Annotated in this window: 16 protein-coding genes; 12 read left to right on the top strand and 4 right to left on the bottom strand. The window is 65.9% G+C overall.

Translation table 11 applies throughout. The annotated features are described in order from the left end of the window. Positions 1 to 429: 429 nt before the first annotated feature. The 12 genes from rpmH (at position 430) to ACFY9N_RS15080 (ending at position 10,800) form a co-directional block, all read left to right on the top strand. Positions 430 to 567: a 50S ribosomal protein L34 gene (gene rpmH / locus ACFY9N_RS15135; protein WP_013584598.1), complete on the top strand. Its 138-nt coding sequence runs from the start codon at positions 430 to 432 to the stop codon at positions 565 to 567. Between the two features lie 6 nt (positions 568 to 573). Next, the gene (rnpA, locus tag ACFY9N_RS15130; RefSeq protein WP_391479630.1) at positions 574 to 921 is read left to right on the top strand and encodes a ribonuclease P protein component; all 348 of its coding nucleotides are present in this window, start codon (positions 574 to 576) and stop codon (positions 919 to 921) included. Beyond that, positions 918 to 1,268, top strand: coding sequence for a membrane protein insertion efficiency factor YidD (gene yidD / locus ACFY9N_RS15125; protein ID WP_391479629.1), 351 nt, complete (start codon positions 918 to 920; stop codon positions 1,266 to 1,268). Before rnpA ends, yidD begins: the two co-directional genes overlap by 4 nt. Positions 1,269 to 1,271: 3 nt before the next feature. Beyond that, positions 1,272 to 2,336 carry a membrane protein insertase YidC gene (gene yidC, locus ACFY9N_RS15120; RefSeq protein WP_391479628.1) on the top strand — a complete coding sequence of 355 codons (1,065 nt, stop codon included), beginning with the start codon at positions 1,272 to 1,274 and terminating at the stop codon, positions 2,334 to 2,336. Continuing rightward, on the top strand, positions 2,336 to 2,827 hold the full coding sequence (locus tag ACFY9N_RS15115; RefSeq protein WP_391479627.1) for a protein jag: 492 nt from the start codon (positions 2,336 to 2,338) through the stop codon (positions 2,825 to 2,827). The genes yidC and ACFY9N_RS15115 overlap by 1 nt, the downstream gene beginning before the upstream one ends. A 31-nt stretch (positions 2,828 to 2,858) precedes the next feature. Then, the gene (rsmG, locus tag ACFY9N_RS15110; protein WP_391479626.1) at positions 2,859 to 3,485 is read left to right on the top strand and encodes a 16S rRNA (guanine(527)-N(7))-methyltransferase RsmG; all 627 of its coding nucleotides are present in this window, start codon (positions 2,859 to 2,861) and stop codon (positions 3,483 to 3,485) included. A gap of 54 nt (positions 3,486 to 3,539) precedes the next feature. After that, entirely contained in the window at positions 3,540 to 3,980 is a 441-nt protein-coding gene (locus ACFY9N_RS15105; protein ID WP_391479625.1) for a GNAT family N-acetyltransferase, read from the top strand. Positions 3,981 to 6,424: 2,444 nt separating this feature from the next. Next, complete coding sequence (locus ACFY9N_RS15100; RefSeq protein WP_391479624.1) at positions 6,425 to 7,348, top strand: ParA family protein; 924 nt, start codon at positions 6,425 to 6,427, stop codon at positions 7,346 to 7,348. Continuing rightward, a complete protein-coding gene (locus ACFY9N_RS15095) occupies positions 7,348 to 8,328 on the top strand; it encodes a ParB/RepB/Spo0J family partition protein (protein WP_391479623.1) in 981 nt (326 codons plus the stop codon). The genes ACFY9N_RS15100 and ACFY9N_RS15095 overlap by 1 nt, the downstream gene beginning before the upstream one ends. A gap of 99 nt (positions 8,329 to 8,427) precedes the next feature. Beyond that, positions 8,428 to 9,924: a sugar porter family MFS transporter gene (locus tag ACFY9N_RS15090; protein WP_391479690.1), complete on the top strand. Its 1,497-nt coding sequence runs from the start codon at positions 8,428 to 8,430 to the stop codon at positions 9,922 to 9,924. A 10-nt stretch (positions 9,925 to 9,934) separates the two neighbouring features. Next, a complete protein-coding gene (locus ACFY9N_RS15085) occupies positions 9,935 to 10,270 on the top strand; it encodes a tryptophan synthase subunit alpha (RefSeq protein ID WP_247624061.1) in 336 nt (111 codons plus the stop codon). Further along, positions 10,240 to 10,800 (top strand): GrpB family protein, encoded by a 561-nt coding sequence (locus tag ACFY9N_RS15080; protein WP_391479622.1) that lies wholly within the window; start codon positions 10,240 to 10,242, stop codon positions 10,798 to 10,800. Before ACFY9N_RS15085 ends, ACFY9N_RS15080 begins: the two co-directional genes overlap by 31 nt. Positions 10,801 to 10,920: 120 nt before the next feature. Here the strand turns inward: ACFY9N_RS15080 and trxA are convergent, their stop codons facing one another. The 4 genes from trxA to ACFY9N_RS15060 all read right to left on the bottom strand — a co-directional run bounded on the left by trxA (position 10,921) and on the right by ACFY9N_RS15060 (position 16,159). Next, a complete protein-coding gene (trxA, locus tag ACFY9N_RS15075) occupies positions 10,921 to 11,244 on the bottom strand; it encodes a thioredoxin (RefSeq protein ID WP_391479621.1) in 324 nt (107 codons plus the stop codon). Between the two features lie 68 nt (positions 11,245 to 11,312). Next, positions 11,313 to 12,287 carry a thioredoxin-disulfide reductase gene (trxB, locus tag ACFY9N_RS15070; protein WP_391479620.1) on the bottom strand — a complete coding sequence of 325 codons (975 nt, stop codon included), beginning with the start codon at positions 12,285 to 12,287 and terminating at the stop codon, positions 11,313 to 11,315. Positions 12,288 to 12,380: 93 nt separating this feature from the next. Beyond that, positions 12,381 to 13,997, bottom strand: coding sequence for a murein biosynthesis integral membrane protein MurJ (gene murJ, locus ACFY9N_RS15065; protein WP_391479619.1), 1,617 nt, complete (start codon positions 13,995 to 13,997; stop codon positions 12,381 to 12,383). Next, positions 13,994 to 16,159, bottom strand: coding sequence for a DUF6049 family protein (locus ACFY9N_RS15060; protein ID WP_391479618.1), 2,166 nt, complete (start codon positions 16,157 to 16,159; stop codon positions 13,994 to 13,996). The genes murJ and ACFY9N_RS15060 overlap by 4 nt, the downstream gene beginning before the upstream one ends. Positions 16,160 to 16,212 lie beyond the last annotated feature (53 nt).

Raw genomic sequence — 16,212 nt, 5'->3', positions numbered from 1 at the left:
CCGCGAGACTCAGGAACCCCTGCAGCTGCGGCGTGACGCGATCGTCGTCGACGAGCAGCTCCTGCACCGTGGTCCAGATCGGAACGTCGGGCTGGGCAGGTGAGGACATGACGCTCCGGGGCGGGGATCGGTGAGGGGCTGCGAGATGCGGGTCGCCCCTGTGGATAACTACGGATGCCCACGGTAGTCACCGCAGCCGTGAACGGCAACCTGCCTTGGAAAATCAACGCGCGTGTTGTGTCTGGCCGAGTGCACGAGGTTGTGGATAATGGCTGTGCGGTACTCATTGATCCACCGCCGCGAAGCGCCCAGATTTGCTCTGCGCGCCGCAGAGACGTACCCTTAATCGGTTGACTTATGCCTTTTCGGCAGTTCCCTATATGTCTCCGGTCGAAGTGAATCCGGTGGCAGCATCCCCGGAGTGATCTCATGAGCAAGCGCACCTTCCAGCCCAACAACCGTCGTCGCGCCAAGAAGCACGGCTTCCGCGCCCGTATGCGTACCCGTGCGGGTCGTGGCATCCTCGCCGCGCGTCGTGCGAAGGGCCGCACCGAGCTCTCCGCGTAATCCGCTGTGCTCGCCCGCGCCAATCGGCTGACCCGCGGGAGCGACTACCGGTTGGTCGTTCGTCGCGGTTCACGCTGTGGCGGGGCGCGCGTCATCACCTCGATGATGACGACGGATGAAAGCAGGGCCGTGCGTTTCGGCTTCATCATCAGCAAGCAGGTCGGTGGCGCGGTGGTTCGAAACACCGTTCGACGCCGACTCAAAGCTGTCTGCGCCGAAGCGCTGTCACGCGTACCTCAGGGCACGGATGTCGTCATCCGTGCCCTTCCTTCGTCTGCGACGGCGACCTACGCCGAGCTCCGAGCCGATGTGGACCGCTGTCTCACGCGACTGTCGAGGGTGGACGCGCGATGACCGCGCTGCCGGCATCCTCCATCGGGACGGGACACCTCCGTTCGGGTGATCTGATGCGGAGCATCCCGCTGATCCCGCGAAATCTCGTGCTCGGGTTCCTCGCCGGGTACCGCAAGGTGATCTCCCCGATGTACGGAGACGTCTGTGCGTACTACCCCTCCTGTTCCGCTTACGCTGTAGGAGCGGTGCAACAGCACGGTGCCGTGCGGGGAACACTGCTCTCGGCATGGCGCATCCTCCGTTGCAACCCCTGGACCCGCGGGGGCGTCGACGACGTGAAACCGCACGAACACTTCCGCCACGACCTGACCGCCCATGGTTTCGTCGTTCCCGCTCGAAAGGACTGACCGGTGGGTCTCGACCTTCTGCTCGCCAGCGTCTCACCGTCGCCGGCCCCCTCCTCCGGAGGTTTCGATCTGATCGGAACCATCCTCTGGCCGCTCAAGTGGCTGGTCGAGCTGGTGCTCGTCGCCTGGCACTGGCTGTTGACCGCCGTCGGTCTCGCCGCTGACTCGGGTCTCACCTGGGTGCTGTCGATCGTCGGCCTCGTCATCGTCGTGCGCGCCGCTCTGATCCCGCTCTTCGTGAAGCAGATCAAGAGCCAGCGAAAGATGATGGAAATCGCTCCTGAACTGCGGAAAGTCCAGGAGAAGTACAAGGGCAAGCGCGACCAGCTGAGCCGCGAGGCGATGAGTCGCGAGACCATGGCGCTGTACAAGAAGCACGGCACGACGCCGATGTCGAGCTGTCTCCCGCTCCTCGTGCAGATGCCGGTCTTCTTCTCGCTGTTCAGCGTGCTCAGCGACGTCACGAAGCACCACGCGGCCGGTATCGGTGGTGTGGGCCTGCTCAACGCCGAGCTCACGGAGCAGTTCTACGACGCCAAGCTCTTCGGTGTCGCCTCGCTGCACGAGACCCTCGGTAACGCGGTGGATGCCGGCAACACGACGGCGATCATCATCCTCGTCACGCTCGTCGTCCTCATGATCGCGTCGCAGTTCTTCACCCAGCTGCAGATCATCTCGAAGAACCTGTCGCCCGAGGCCAAGACCGGCCAGGCGTACCAGATGCAGAAGATCATGCTCTACGTGCTGCCGCTGGGCTTCATCTTCTCGGGTATCTTCTTCCCGCTCGGCGTCGTCGTGTACTGGTTCATCTCGAACCTGTGGACGATGGGCCAGCAGTTCCTCGTCATCCGTGAGATGCCGACCCCCGGTTCCGAGGCGGCCAAGGCACGTGAGGAGCGCCTCGCTCGCAAGGGCAAGGCGATCGATTCCTCGGGCAAGGTCGTACCGATGGCTGCGTACGAAGCCGAGCAGAAGCGTCTGTTCGAAGAGGCCGAGAAGGCGAAGGCCGAGGCGCCGAAGCGTCAGCAGCCGGTGGGCAAGAAGCGCGCGAAGAAGAAGGGTTCCTGATGACCGAGAGCGTCACGGAGAGCGTCGAGCCCACGGTGGCCGATCTCGAGAACGAGGGCGACATCGCCGCGGACTACCTCGAGGAACTTCTCGACATCGCTGACATCGACGGCGATCTCAACCTCGACGTTCGTCAGGGACGCGCCTATGTCTCGGTCGAAGCCGAGGGTGAAGGCCTCAGCCTGCTCTCTGCACCCGACACCGTGCAGGCGCTGCAGGAGCTGACGCGTCTCGCCGTTCAGAGCAAGACCGGATCGTTCTCGCGCCTGATCCTCGACATCGGGGGATCGCGCGACACCCGTCGTCGTCAGCTCGAGACCCTGGTGGATGCCGCTGCGGCGAAGCTCGATGAGGGCGCGTCGCAGGCGTCGCTGCCCTCGATGTCGAGCTACGAGCGCAAGCTCGTTCACGACATCGCGGCGGATCGCGGCCTGGTCTCGGAGTCGTACGGCGAGGGTGCGGACCGTCACACGGTTCTGCGTCGTCGTTGACATCGATCGATCTCACGCAGGAGTACCAGGCATGAGTGCGCTCGAGGCAGAACCGGCGGTCGCGGTCACGCTCTTCGGCGACCGGATCGAGGCCGCTCGCGCGTTCACTGAAGCGCTTGCTCGTGAGGGTGAACAGCGCGGGCTGATCGGACCCCTGGAGCTGCCCCGGCTGTGGACGCGCCACATTCTGAACAGCGTCATCGCTGCTCCGCTGTTCCAGGGGCACGTCGCAGACATCGGTTCAGGCGCAGGACTTCCCGGTCTGGTGTTGGCGATCGCACGACCGGATGTGCACTGGACGCTCGTTGAGCCGATGGAGCGGCGTGTCACGTGGTTGAACGAGCAGGTCACCGAGCTCGGACTCGACAACGTCGAGGTTCTGCGCGCTCGTGCGGAGGAAGTGGGCCGACCCGGCGCCTTCGACGTCGTCACAGCCCGTGCGGTCAGCGCACTGCGGACGCTGCTCCCTCTGACGGCGCCGCTCGTGCGCGATGGGGGAGAGCTCGCTCTCCTGAAGGGCATGAACGCGGCGAACGAGATCGATGCCGCCCAGAAGGCGATCAAGAAGTACAAGCTCAGCGACGTGCGCGTCGAGGTCCTCGGCGAGGGAGTCCTGCCGGAGATCACCCGCGTCGTTCGGGCATTCGTACGCCGCTGAAAAGCAGATGTTTCACGTGAAACATCGGTGTGGGCGATTGTAGGAGGTAACCAGGTGGACTGGAAGCTGCGTTCCAGTACGAAGAGCGATGCAGCAAGGATGGCCGACCTGCGGGCGGTGGTCATGCGCCCGGATCTCGAGCGGCTCGATAGGTTCGACCCGATCTGGGTACGCGAGCGATTCCTTCGTTCCTTCGTTCCGGAGAACACCTGGGTGATCGTCCTCGATGGTCGGGACGTCGGATCCGTTGCGGTTCGAGCCGAGGCGGATTCCTCATGGATCGAGCACTTCTACCTGGATCCGAAGGTGCAGGGTCAGGGTCTGGGAAGTGCTGTTTTGACCCAGCTTCTCGGGACGAAGGATGAAGGGATGCCGTTCCGCCTCAACGTTCTGCAGGGGAGTGCTGCACGTCGTCTCTATGAGCGTCACGGTTTCGTTCTCGAGAGCGAGGATGCAGTCGACGTCTTCATGCTTCGCCCCGGAGTATCCTCCTAGCTCTCTGTTCCACGTGAAACATCTGGAATGTTGATGTCGGGGGCTGGGGCCCTGAGCCTGTCGAAGAGTTCTACAACGCCGGACCCTGACGAGTACGCCAGATCGTGCGGCGGATGCATGTTTCACGTGAAACATTTCGCTATTCCGTGAGTCGACGGGCGATCTTCGAGGGTTCCTGTGACCTGGAGGGGACTGGCCCCTTCGTTCCAAAGGGACTGGGTTCGTGCGTTCGAGGGGACTGGGATCTGCGCTCCAAAGGGACCCGTTCCGGTGATCCAGGGGAGTGGATCCCTGTTGCCAGAGGGGGGGGCTGGCCCGGTGAACCAGGGCACTGTGTCTCTATCACCCGAGCGGCTGGCCCCGTCATCCAGGGGGACTGGGCCCCGTCATCCAGGGGGACTGGGTCCCAGTGACCAGAGGGGGCCGGCCCCGTGATCAAAGGGGACTGGGTCCCTGAGCCTGTCGAAGGGTCCCGCCGCGCAAGGGCACGCCGCTGATGGGAGAGAGGAGCTTGTGTTTCACGTGAAACATCGCCCCGAAGAGGCTTGTCGCCGCAGGGGGATGCGTGGCACACGGGACGTCGGTGGTTCTCGATCATGCGTTTCACGTGAAACACAGTGCCCGAAAGACTGGGCCTCTGAGCCTGTCAAAGGGCCCCATGACGCAGGCGTTGCGCCCGTGCAAATCTGCGACTTCTTCGGAGGAAGGTCCTGCAACCTGTGCGAGGTGTAGTCACAAGCGAGGTAAGGGTGCTGCCAGAGGCGCGGGGCGCCTCATCTTGTTTCACTCGCTCAGGAACCGGATGTCTCCACCGTGCCACTCTTGGCTTGATGTTCCACGTGGAACATCGCCGACCACCCGGAGATAATGAGGTGCCTCCCGCAGCTCAGCGATTCAAGAGGAACTGGGTCTCTGAGCCTGTCGAAGAGTCCCGGGATCGAGGGCGTGGGGATGGTGTGCGTTGGCGAGGTGCTCACGAAGGGGTGCCACATCCTCCTCGGGATGTGACCGCAGGTGGGGCGGGTTCTTCCCCGCGATCGCGGCCCTTCGTCTCGCTTCGCTCGCTCAGGAGCCGGGTCTCCCCGTTGCATTGCGGACGACACCGATGGTGTTTCACGTGGAACGTTCTCGGCACCCAGGAGGCTGGCCGGGCGCCATGAGTGACTAGGCGACCGACGAGGCTGGGGCGCTGAGCGCGTCGGAGGTTTCCGGGATCGAGGATGATGGGGTTGTGTGCGTCGCCGATTTCTGTTCGGAGATGTCCCGCAACTTCCTTGTGGTCGGCCCTTCGTCTCGTTGCTCTCGCTCAGAAGCGAGGTTCTCTCCTCGCATTACTGACGACATCGATGTGTCACGTGGAACACGCTGGCAACTAGCGGAGCGCGATCGGCAGCTTCGAGCAGCTCAGTGACCGGAAAGAGACTGGGTCCCTGAGCCTGTCGAAGGGTCCGTGAAGTGGAACATTGAGGTGGTGTGCGTCGCCGGATTGTGCTCGGCGATGTGCCGCAACTTTATTGTGGTCGGCCCCTCGTCTCGCAGCTCTCGCTCATGAACCGGACTCTCTCGTCGCATTGCGGACGACACCGATGATGTTTCACGTGGAACATCATCGGACACCTGGGACGATGGGGTGCTTCCCGCAGCTGAGGGCCTTGAAGAGGCCGGGTCGCTGAGCTTGGCGAGGATCCCCGTGATGCGGGGTATTGGGGCGTATGTGTCGGCGAGCTGGGATCGGGGAGGTTGGCGCAGGCTCCAGGAGATGTGATCGCAGGTGATGCGGAACCGGATCACTCCATACGCTCGCGGCCCTTCGTCTCGCTTCGCTCGCTCAGGAACCCGACTTTCTCACCGATTGCGGACAGTATCGGTGATGTTTCACGTGGAACGTCTTGTCAGGCGGGGGACTGGCCGGGCGCTCAGCTCAGCTCAGTGAGCCGGAGACGCTGGGTCCTGAGCCTGTCGAAGGGTCCCGTGATGCGGGACGTTGGGGTGGTATGCGTCGGCGACTTGTTCACGAAGCGGTGCTGGAGCTTCCTCGGGGTCGGACCCTCGTCTCACTTCGCTCGCTCAGGAACCCCGGAGTTCTTCCGTGTCTCCTTCCCATGCCGACTGTGTGTCATGTGGGACCCGATCCGCGAAAGGTGTGTCGGGACGCTTCGACAAGCTCAGCGACCCACGGGGAACGAGGTCAGCGACCCAGGGGAGCGAGATCATCGACCTCAGGGAAGGGGTTCGCCTACAGCAGAGAGCGAGATCACCGCCCCCAGGACAAGGAGAACAGCCACCCCAGGACTATGTCCAGCGGCTGCAGGGGAGTAAGCCCAGTGCCCCAGCGGGAACAGGCCCACCCCATGGGATGCACCATGAGGTGTCCTCGAACGAGCGTCCGGCGCTCCGACGTCGGTCCGAGCGATTAGAGTGGAACGCGGCCCCGAAAGGAGTGGATGTTTCACGTGAAACAGTCCGAAAAGGCATCCCCGAGCGAATCGTTCGGGATGGATACACCGCTCGCGCGGGAGCTCGCCGACCTGTCTGCTCGACGTCGTGCCCTAGAGTCCACGAAGGTGGAGTTCTCTGGAGAGACGCGAGTGATGACGGTTTCCAACCAGAAGGGTGGGGTCGGTAAGACCACCACTGCGGTGAACGTGGCATCCGCCCTCGCCGGCCTGGGGGCGAAGGTGCTCGTCATCGATCTCGACCCGCAAGGGAACGCCTCGACGGCGCTCGGAGTTCCGCACAACGCGGAGACTGCGAGCATCTACGACGTTCTGATCGAGGGGACACCCCTCGCTGAGATCGTTCAGCAGAGTCCCGAGGACGAGAACCTCTTCTGCGCGCCGAGCACCATTCATCTCGCCGGCGCGGAGATCGAGCTCGTCGCACAGGTGGCGCGAGAGCACCGACTCCGGACGGCTCTCGACGAGTACCTCAAGAGCACGCCGATGGACTTCGTCATCGTCGACTGCCCGCCGTCCCTCGGTCTCCTCACGATAAACGCTTTCACCGCCGCATCCGAGGTCTTCATCCCCATCCAGTGCGAGTACTACGCGCTGGAGGGTCTGAGCCAGCTGCTCGGCAGTATCCAGATGATCCAGAAGCACCTCAACCCCGGCCTGCACCTCTCGACGATCCTGTTGACGATGTACGACGGTCGCACGCGCCTCGCTCAGCAGGTGGCAGAGGAGGTTCGGGGCCACTTCCCGGACCAGGTGCTCGAGACGATGATCCCGCGATCGGTGCGCGTGTCGGAGGCCCCGAGTTTCGGTCAGACGGTGATCGCCTACGACGGCCAGTCCGCCGGGGCGATCGCGTACCGTGAGGCCGCTGTCGAAATCGCGTCGCGTGCGGCGCAGAGCAAGGAGAAATGATGGCGAAGCGCACTGGTCTGGGCCGCGGAATCGGCGCACTCATCCCCACGGCGGATCAGACGGAGCGTCCGGTCGACGTGTTCTTCCCCGGGGCGAGCATCCGCCCCTCTGAGGCGACCACGACGACCGAGGTGCCGAGCGAAGGCGAAGCGGATGCCGCGAACCTCGCTGAGGTTCCGGGCATTCATCTCATCCAGATCGACCCGAACAAGATCGTCGCCAACCCGCGCCAGCCGCGCACCCACTTCGACGCCGACGATCTCGCCGAGCTGGTGCACAGCGTGCGCGAATTCGGTGTGCTGCAGCCGGTCGTCGTGCGCACGAACGCCGATGGCGACTACGAACTGATCATGGGGGAGCGGCGCACGCGCGCGTCCCGTGAGGCCGGGCTCACCGCGATCCCCGCGATCGTGCGCGAGACCGCCGATGAGGACCTCCTTCGCGATGCGCTGCTCGAGAACCTGCACCGCTCCGAGCTGAACCCGCTGGAAGAGGCATCCGCCTACCAGCAGCTGCTCGACGACTTCGGCATCACGCAGGAGGAGCTCGCGACGCGCATCGGTCGGTCTCGTCCCCAGATCAGTAACACGATCCGCCTGCTCAAGCTGCCTGTCCCGGTGCAGCAGCGAGTCGCCGCGGGCGTGCTGACCGCGGGCCACGCGCGCGCCATCCTCAGTCTCGAGACCCCCGAGTCGATGCAGCGCCTCGCCGACAAGGTCGTGAACGAAGACCTCTCGGTGCGTGCGACCGAGGAGGCCGCGAAGACGCAGTGGAGCAGCGGTACCAAGGCGACGAAGGCGACCTCCGGGGCGCGTCGCGCTTACCTCGATGAGGTCGCCGGCAAGCTCGGAGACCGTCTCAACACCCGCGTGAAGATCTCCCTTGGGTCGCGCAAAGGCCAGGTCACGATTGATTTCGCATCGATCCAGGATCTGAACCGCATCCTGAGCGAACTCGGCGAGGAGAGCTACGGCAACTGAGTCGCAGTCACCTCACGGAATCGCGCCCGACCCCCTGAATCGCGGGGAGTCCGGGCGCGATTCTCGTCCCGCGACCGGATTGTCAACCACCCCCGCGAGATTCTCCGGAGTCCTAGACTCACTGAGGAAGACGCACGGGAGGGCATCATGGCAGCGACGGCATCCGGATCCGGCATCAAGGGCAAAGTGATCGCGATCAGCATCGCGGCCGCGCTCGGCGGGTTCCTCTTCGGATTCGACACCGCGGTCATCAACGGAGCGGTGGATGCTCTCGCCGGAAGCCAATCCGGATTCGATCTCGGCGCCGGCCTCAAGGGCTTCGCCGTCTCGTCAGCGCTCATCGGCTGCGCGGTGGGCGCCTGGTTCGCCGGCCCGCTCGCGAATCGCTACGGACGAATCCCGATCATGGTCGTCGCGTCCATCCTCTTCCTCGTCTCCTCGATCGGTTCCGGCCTGGCGTTCAGCGTGGTCGATCTGATCATCTGGCGCATTGTCGGCGGACTCGGTGTGGGCGCGGCATCCGTCATCGCCCCCGCGTACATCGCCGAAGTCTCACCGGCCAGCATGCGCGGCCGACTCGGTTCGCTCCAGCAGCTCGCCATCGTCACCGGCATCTTCGTCGCACTGCTCTCGGATGCCCTGCTCGCCGAGGTCGCGGGCGGAGCCGCCGAGTCGCTGTGGGGCCTGTACGCCTGGCGGTGGATGTTCATCGCCGAGGCGATCCCCGCGATCATCTACGGCATCATGGCCCTGAAGCTCCCGGAATCTCCCCGTTATCTCGTGCGCAAGGGCGACATCGACAAGGCATCCGAAGTTCTCACGACCGTCACGGGCACCGTCGACGTGAAGGCGAAGATTTCTGAGATCACCGGCACGATCGACACCGAGAAGAAGGAGTCCCTGCGCGACCTGCGCGGCAACCGTCTCGGCCTGAAACCGATCGTCTGGGTCGGCATTCTGCTGTCGGTGTTCCAGCAGTTCGTCGGCATCAACGTGATCTTCTACTACTCCACGACCCTGTGGCAGTCGGTCGGGTTCGGCGAATCCGAAGCGCTCCTGATCACGGTGATCACGTCGGTGACGAACATCGCGGTCACGATCGTGGCGATCCTGCTCGTCGACAAGGTCGGTCGGCGGATCATGCTGCTCGTCGGTTCGGTGGGCATGACGATCTCCCTCGGTCTGATGGCGATCGCGTTCTCGTTCGGCACACTCGATTCCGCGGGTGCCGTCACACTGCCCGAGCCCTGGTCTACCGTGGCGCTGATCTGCGCCAACGCGTTCGTGGTGTTCTTCGGAGCTACGTGGGGTCCGCTCGTCTGGGTGCTGCTGGGGGAGATGTTCCCGAACTCCATCCGCGCCGGGGCGCTCGCGGTCGCGGCGGCGGCGCAGTGGGCGGCGAACTTCTTCATCTCGACCACGTTCCCGGCCTTCGCCAACATCGGCCTTCCGTTCGCCTACGGCTTCTACGCCTTCTTCGCGCTGCTGTCGTTCTTCTTCGTCTACTTCAAGGTCGCCGAGACCAAGGGCAAGGAGCTCGAGGACATGAGCGAGGATGTGAAGGTGGAGCGCCGACCCCGTCGCACACGCGCGTAGGCTGGAAGGCATGAGCGAGTCCGTCCCCCGCCGCGCCAGCCTGGAAGTTCTGCGCGCCGAGGCATCCGACGAACTCGCCGTCATCGTGCAGGAGCGCCTGCTCGGCGGGGAGGACCCGTGGGAGTTCATGGAGGAGCTCCCCAGCATCGATGAGCTCGTCGTGTACCTGCTCCGCGCCGACAACATCAGCGCGAACGACGGAGTGCGGCCCAACGAGGCCCGCCACTACCGCGTGCTCCGGCAGATCGCGCTCGAGTACCCCGAGCTCACCCCGGCCGTCTGGGGCCTTCTCGACGAGAAGCAGCGCTACCGCCGGTGGGATCCGACGGTCGCGGACGCCTCCTGACGATGGCGCGGATGCTCGTCGCCTACGACTCGTCGTGGCCGGAGCAGTTCGCCGCCGCCGCTGACCACTTGCGTGCGCACGGCGACCCGGAGTGGGTGATCGAGCACATCGGCTCGACCGCGATCCCGGGAATGCGGGCCAAACCGATCATCGATCTCGCGGTGCGGATCATGGATGTCGTGGATTTCGAGCGGCATCGTGCCGGGCTCGAGAACGCCGGCTGGCGGCAGGGGAGCGCGGTGCGCAGTCACCCCGTGATGATCCGCGAGAGCGGCGGCGTGCGCACGCACATTGCGCACTTCTTCGCCGCGGCGGACTGGGATGCCGTGAATCAGAGGATCCTGCGGGACTGGTTGCTCGAGAACCCCGCGGATGCCGATCGCTACCGGCACGCGAAGTGCGACGCCGTGGCCGCTGCGGCGCGCGGGACGGCGACGTACAACGAGGCGAAAGCCCCAATGATCCAGGAGATCGTGGACCGCGCGCGTGCGGCGCGGGGGATGCCCTGGGTCGAGGTGTCGGACAAGTAGTCGGGGTTTCTCGGGGTGGGGCCCTTCGACAGGCTCAGGGACCCAGTGCGCTTGTGGGCTGAACGCGAAGAGAAGGCCGCCACCCTCCGAAGAGAGTGACGGCCTTACGACTTCTCAGACTCAGCCGATGAACGCTGCGAGGTCCTTCTCGAGGGCCGGCTTCGGCTTGGCGCCGATGATGGTCGTCTTGACCTCACCGCCCTGGAACACCTTCATCGCCGGGATCGACGTGATCTGGTACTTCATCGCCAGCTCGGGGTTCTCGTCGACGTTGAGCTTGAGGATGGTGATCTTGTCGGGGTTGTCGGCCTGGATCTCGTCCAGTACCGGCGCGACCATACGACACGGTCCGCACCATTCGGCCCAGAAGTCCACGAGGATGGGACCCTCGGCCTGCAGTACGTCCTGCTCCCAGGTCGCCTGGCTCGTAGCCTGTGCACTCATCAGAGTTTCTCCTTGTTCGAGGTTCGTCGGTTACAACAGCCGACCGGGGAAAAGTGTTCCCGTGCCGGTCAGGCCGTGAGGATCTCGGCGGCCTCGGCTGCCGGCTCCTCGACCGAGGCATCCTCGAGGTCGGCGAGGAAGTGCTCGGCGTCGAGCGCGGCGACCGTGCCCGAACCCGCGGCCGTGATGGCCTGACGGTAGGTGGGGTCGATCACGTCGCCGGCGGCGAACACACCGGGCACCGAGGTGACCGAGGAGCGGCCGTCGACCCAGATCGTGCCCTCGGCGGTGAGCTGGAGCTTGTCGTGCACGAGGTGCGTGCGCGGGTCGTTGCCGATCGCGACGAACAGACCGTCGAGGGGAAGGTCGCGCAGAGTGCCGTCTTCGGTGGAGCGCAGCTGAACGCCCGAGACCGAGTCCTTACCGAGGATCTCGGCGACCTCGCTGTTCCAGATGAACTCGATCTTCTCGTTCGCGAAGGCGCGCTCCTGCATGATCTTCGACGCGCGGAGGGTGTCCTTGCGGTGGATCACGTAGACCTTGTCGGCGAAGCGGGTGAGGAACGTGGCCTCTTCCATCGCCGAGTCGCCGCCACCGACGACCGCGATCGTCTTCTCACGGAAGAAGAAGCCGTCGCAAGTGGCGCACCACGAAACACCGTAGCCGGAGAGGCGCTCTTCGCCCTCGATGTTCAGCTTGCGGTACGCAGACCCCGTCGCGTAGATCAGGGTCTGGGTCTCGTGCACGGCACCGCTGCCGAGCGTGACCTTCTTGACGGGGCCGGCGAGATCGAGCTCGGTGACGTCGTCGTAGACGACCTCGGTGCCGAACTTCTCGGCCTGCTCCTGGAACTTGGCCATGAGCTCGGGACCCTGGATGCCCTCGGGGAAGCCGGGGTAGTTCTCGACCTCCGTGGTGTTCATCAGCTCACCGCCGACCTCGACCGAGCTCGCGATGAGCAGCGGCTTGAGGTTCGCGCGCGCCGCGTAGATGGCGGCGGTGAAACCGGCGGGGCCGGAGCCGATGATGACGACCTGACGCATGAAATGCTCCCTGTGAGAACTGCAATGCCATCGAATGATGTTCGACAGCTTCAACCCATGGTAACCGCGCGGCATTCCCGCGTCGGGAGACGCTCAGCGACCGGGCAGGAAGCGACGGACGAGCGCTCCGGCGGCCTTCAGCTCGGGTGCGCGCAGCAGGGCGAGGATGCCGAGGTAGACGACCACGACGACGAGTCCGATGACCGCGGTTCCGACGGCGCCCAGGATCGTCGAGGCCACCATCCAGCCATCGACACCACCCATCAGGACGAAAGCGCCCCATCCGGCGAAGCCCGCGGGGATGCCGGCCACGGCGAAGCGGCCGATGGCAGCCATCCAGGAGCGGATCTGCAGGCCGCCGATCTTGCGGTGGAGCAGCCAGGTCGCGACGATCGTCTGCACGATGCTCGCGATCGACTGGCCGAGGGCGACCGTGGCGGCGAGCGAGGTGAGCGGAATGATGCCCGCCTCGCGCAGCCCGAGCGCTCCCAGCGCTGTGCCCACGATGAGCACGCACTGGAAGATCGTGAACCAGAACGGCGTACGGGTGTCGTCGTACGCGTAGAAGGTGCGCTGCACGATGAAGAGGATCGTGAGCGGGATGAGTCCGACGAGGTAGGCGATGAGCACGAGAGCGGCAGCCTGAGCATCGTCGGCGCTGTCGGTGAAGACGCGCGAGGCGGGGATCGCAGCCGCAGCGACGGCGGCGGTGGCGGCGACGATGAAGAACAGCAGGGTGCGGATGCTCTGCGCGATGTCTCCGCGCACCTCGTCGTCACGTCCGGCGGCGGCGTGGGCGCTGATCTGCGTGAAGTAGGGGGTGCCGATCGAGAGCACGATGACCGAGTACGGGAGCATGAAGATCAGCCAGGCGTTGGCGGTGACCGTGGCGGATGCTCCGAGGCCCGAGACCTCGCTGACGAGGTAGCCCTGGTACATGCCGGCCGCCAGGCTCGCGAACGCCATGAGGAAGGTCCAGCCGGCGAGGCGGCCGACATTGCCGAGGCCCACGCCGCGCCAGCGGAAGTCGGGCTTGAGGGCGAGGCCCGTGCGGCGCCAGAAGACGAGCAGCACGAGCGCCTGCAGCGCGATGCCGAGCGTGGCGGTGCCGCCGAGCACCGTGATCATCTCGGGCGTCCAGTCGGCGGCCTTCGTCGAGACCGGGCCGAAGAGAGCACCGAGCGCGAGGAACCCGGCGATCGAGACGATGTTGTTGACGACCGGCGCCCAGGTGAAGGGGCCGAAGATCTTGCGGGCGTTGAGCGCTTCGCCGAGCATCGCGTAGAGGCCGTAGAGCAGGATCTGCGGAAGGCACCAGTAGGCGAGGGCGGTGGCCAGAGCGAGCACATCGTCGCTCGCCTTACCGGCCACCAGATGCACGAGCCAGGGCGCGGCGGCGGTCGCGATAGCGGTGACGACGACGAGCACGACGGTGCCGAGCGTGAACAGCTTCGAGATGAACGCGTTGCCGCCGTCGGCATCCGCGGTCGCCTTCACGATCTGCGGCACGATGACGGCCGTGAGGATGCCGACCGAGATCAGCGAGAATACGCTGTTCGGCAGCTGGTTCGCGTAGGTGAAGGCATCCGCCGCCTCGGAAGCGACCGCCCCGAGCACCCCGACAAGCACGATGCTGCGCAGAAGCCCCGTGATTCGGGAGACGAGGGTGCCGGCGCCGATGATCGCGCTCGCGCGCCCGAGACTGCTCACGTGGTTTCTTTCTCTCCGGCATGGGTGTCGGCATCCGCTTCAGCCTCGGCCGAGGCATCCGCTCCGTCGCTCTCGTCCGCCGATTCCCGACGCCGACGGAGCACCGTACGGATCACACCGCCGACGATCAGGAGCACGGCGAGGCCGCCGAAGATGATGAGGCCGATCGTCTCCCACTCGGCGCGCACCGCGACCCGCACCGTCTGCGGGCCGTCGATCAGCACGCCGGTGGGGCTGTAGAGGTTGAGGCGCAGGTCGAGCTCGCCGCTGCCGACGCGCGCCGACACGGGAACCTTCACGCGCGCGCTCGAGTTCGCCTGCACGACGACCTCGTTGCTGCCCTGCACCTCGAGGCGCGGGTCGGTGGGTGCGACCGTCAGGCGCAGATTGACCGGCCACGGCAGGTCGTTGCGCACGCTGAACGGGAGGTCGGCGTTGGCGCTGAGCAACTGGATCGTGCTGGACGGCGGGATGCTGACGGCGTGGAGCGTGTCATTCGTCGCCGCGCGATGCACGGCGACGTTCGTGCTGAACTTCGTCTCGGGAACGCCGACCGCGATCTCGCGCATCACGCGGATGCGCTCGCGGCTGAGGAGCACCTGCGGGTCGTCGAGGATCGTGGCGAAGGTGGCGAGGGTTCCCTCGTCGACGAGCATGTTCTGAAGAGCGTTGACGCGGAGGTCATCGACGGCGCCCGCGACGAGGGTGACGGGCGACGCCGCGGCGGAGCGCACCGCCGACAGGTCGAAGCCGGGGGAGTCGACCGCGGCGATCGCCTCGCGGAGGGCGGCGGCATCACGGGTCTCGTCGCGGTCGAGTCCGACGAGGAGCGGGGCCTGCGGCGTCGCCTGCCCGGCGAAGTAGAGCTGCGCGCTCGCCGCCGCGAGCCAGCGCTGGCGGGCACCGGATGCCGATTCGGCGGCCGCACCGGAGATCGCTGCGGAGATCGCGTCGTCGATCACGAGCAGATCATGACCGTCGGCCGTCGCATGCGCGGTGTCGACGGCGTCGGTGGCCGCCGAGGAGACGATCGTCGTGACCTCTCCGCCGAAGTAGCCGGTGAAGGTCGCGAGGTCTTCGGAGCGGGCTCCCGCGAGGGGCCAGACGATGCCGTCGATCGCGTCATCGACAGCCGTGAGCTCCTCGTCGTCAGGCAGGACGGGGGCATCGGGCACCGTGGGCGTCGGTGACGGCGTGGAGGAGCCGGGAGTCGGCGTGGGCGTCGACGGCGTGCTCGGGAAGCTCAGAGGGTTCAGGAAGGGCGCGAGAGTCGTCGGCTGCAGCAGTTCCGGTAGTTGGGCCTGCGCCTGCACCGTGACATCGGCGTCGCCGAACTGCAGGGCGAAGCGCTCGTTGGGGAGATCGTCGAAACGCTCGAGCCAGTCGGTCGCGTTCGCCGGCGCTGCAGTGCCGAGCACGCGGATCGCGGCGATGATCGCGGGGTCGATGGCGATCACGGCCGCCGTTCCCGAGACGCCGTCGAGAGCCGCCGTGAGCTCTCCGTCCGCCGCGGTGAGCTCGGTGAGCTCGTCGGCCGTGAGCAGCACGCCGTCGGCGGGGGTGGCGGTGATGGGCACGATCACGCCGACCTGCACGGCATCCGCGGTCACGACGAGCACGCTGTCGGCGGCGACGTTGCGCGAGACGAGGTCATCGCTGTCGAGGGCACCCGTGCTCGCCCCGCTCAGTCCCGCCCGGATCGGGTAGACGCCGGGGGCGAGATCGGCGAGCGATTCCGGCGCGAGGTCGACGGTGATGCGATCCGATCCGCCGGCGTCGACGGCATCCGTCGCCTTCGATCCGAGCGTCTCGAACTCACCGGGCGCCGACGTCTCGTCGAGCCAGGTCGAGACGGCCGTGCCGTCGGTGAGCGGAGTGCGATTGATCTCGACCGTGACCGTGCCGGACGACAGGCGTGCGTCGGTGTCGTTCTGCAGGGCGAGGGATGCCGTCGCCGACGCACCGGGGGTGATCCGCCCGTGCGACCCGATCGCGACCGAGAGTTCGACGACCCCGGCATCCGTGGTCTCGTCGTCGCCGTCGGCGGCCATCGCCGGCGACGCGATCGCCCCGATGCCGGCGGCGAGGGCGAATGCGGCTGTCGCGCTCGTGAGTCGCCGAAGACGCGCACGGAGGCGTCTGTCGGGGGAGCTCGCGGTCATGAAGGTCTTCCTCGAACGCCCGGGAAGGGGGCGGATTCGTGAGTACTGACCCT

The organism is Microbacterium sp. NPDC008134 (genome assembly GCF_042957055.1).
Classification (GTDB): domain Bacteria; phylum Actinomycetota; class Actinomycetes; order Actinomycetales; family Microbacteriaceae; genus Microbacterium.
This window is presented reverse-complemented; position numbering and strand designations above follow the sequence as displayed.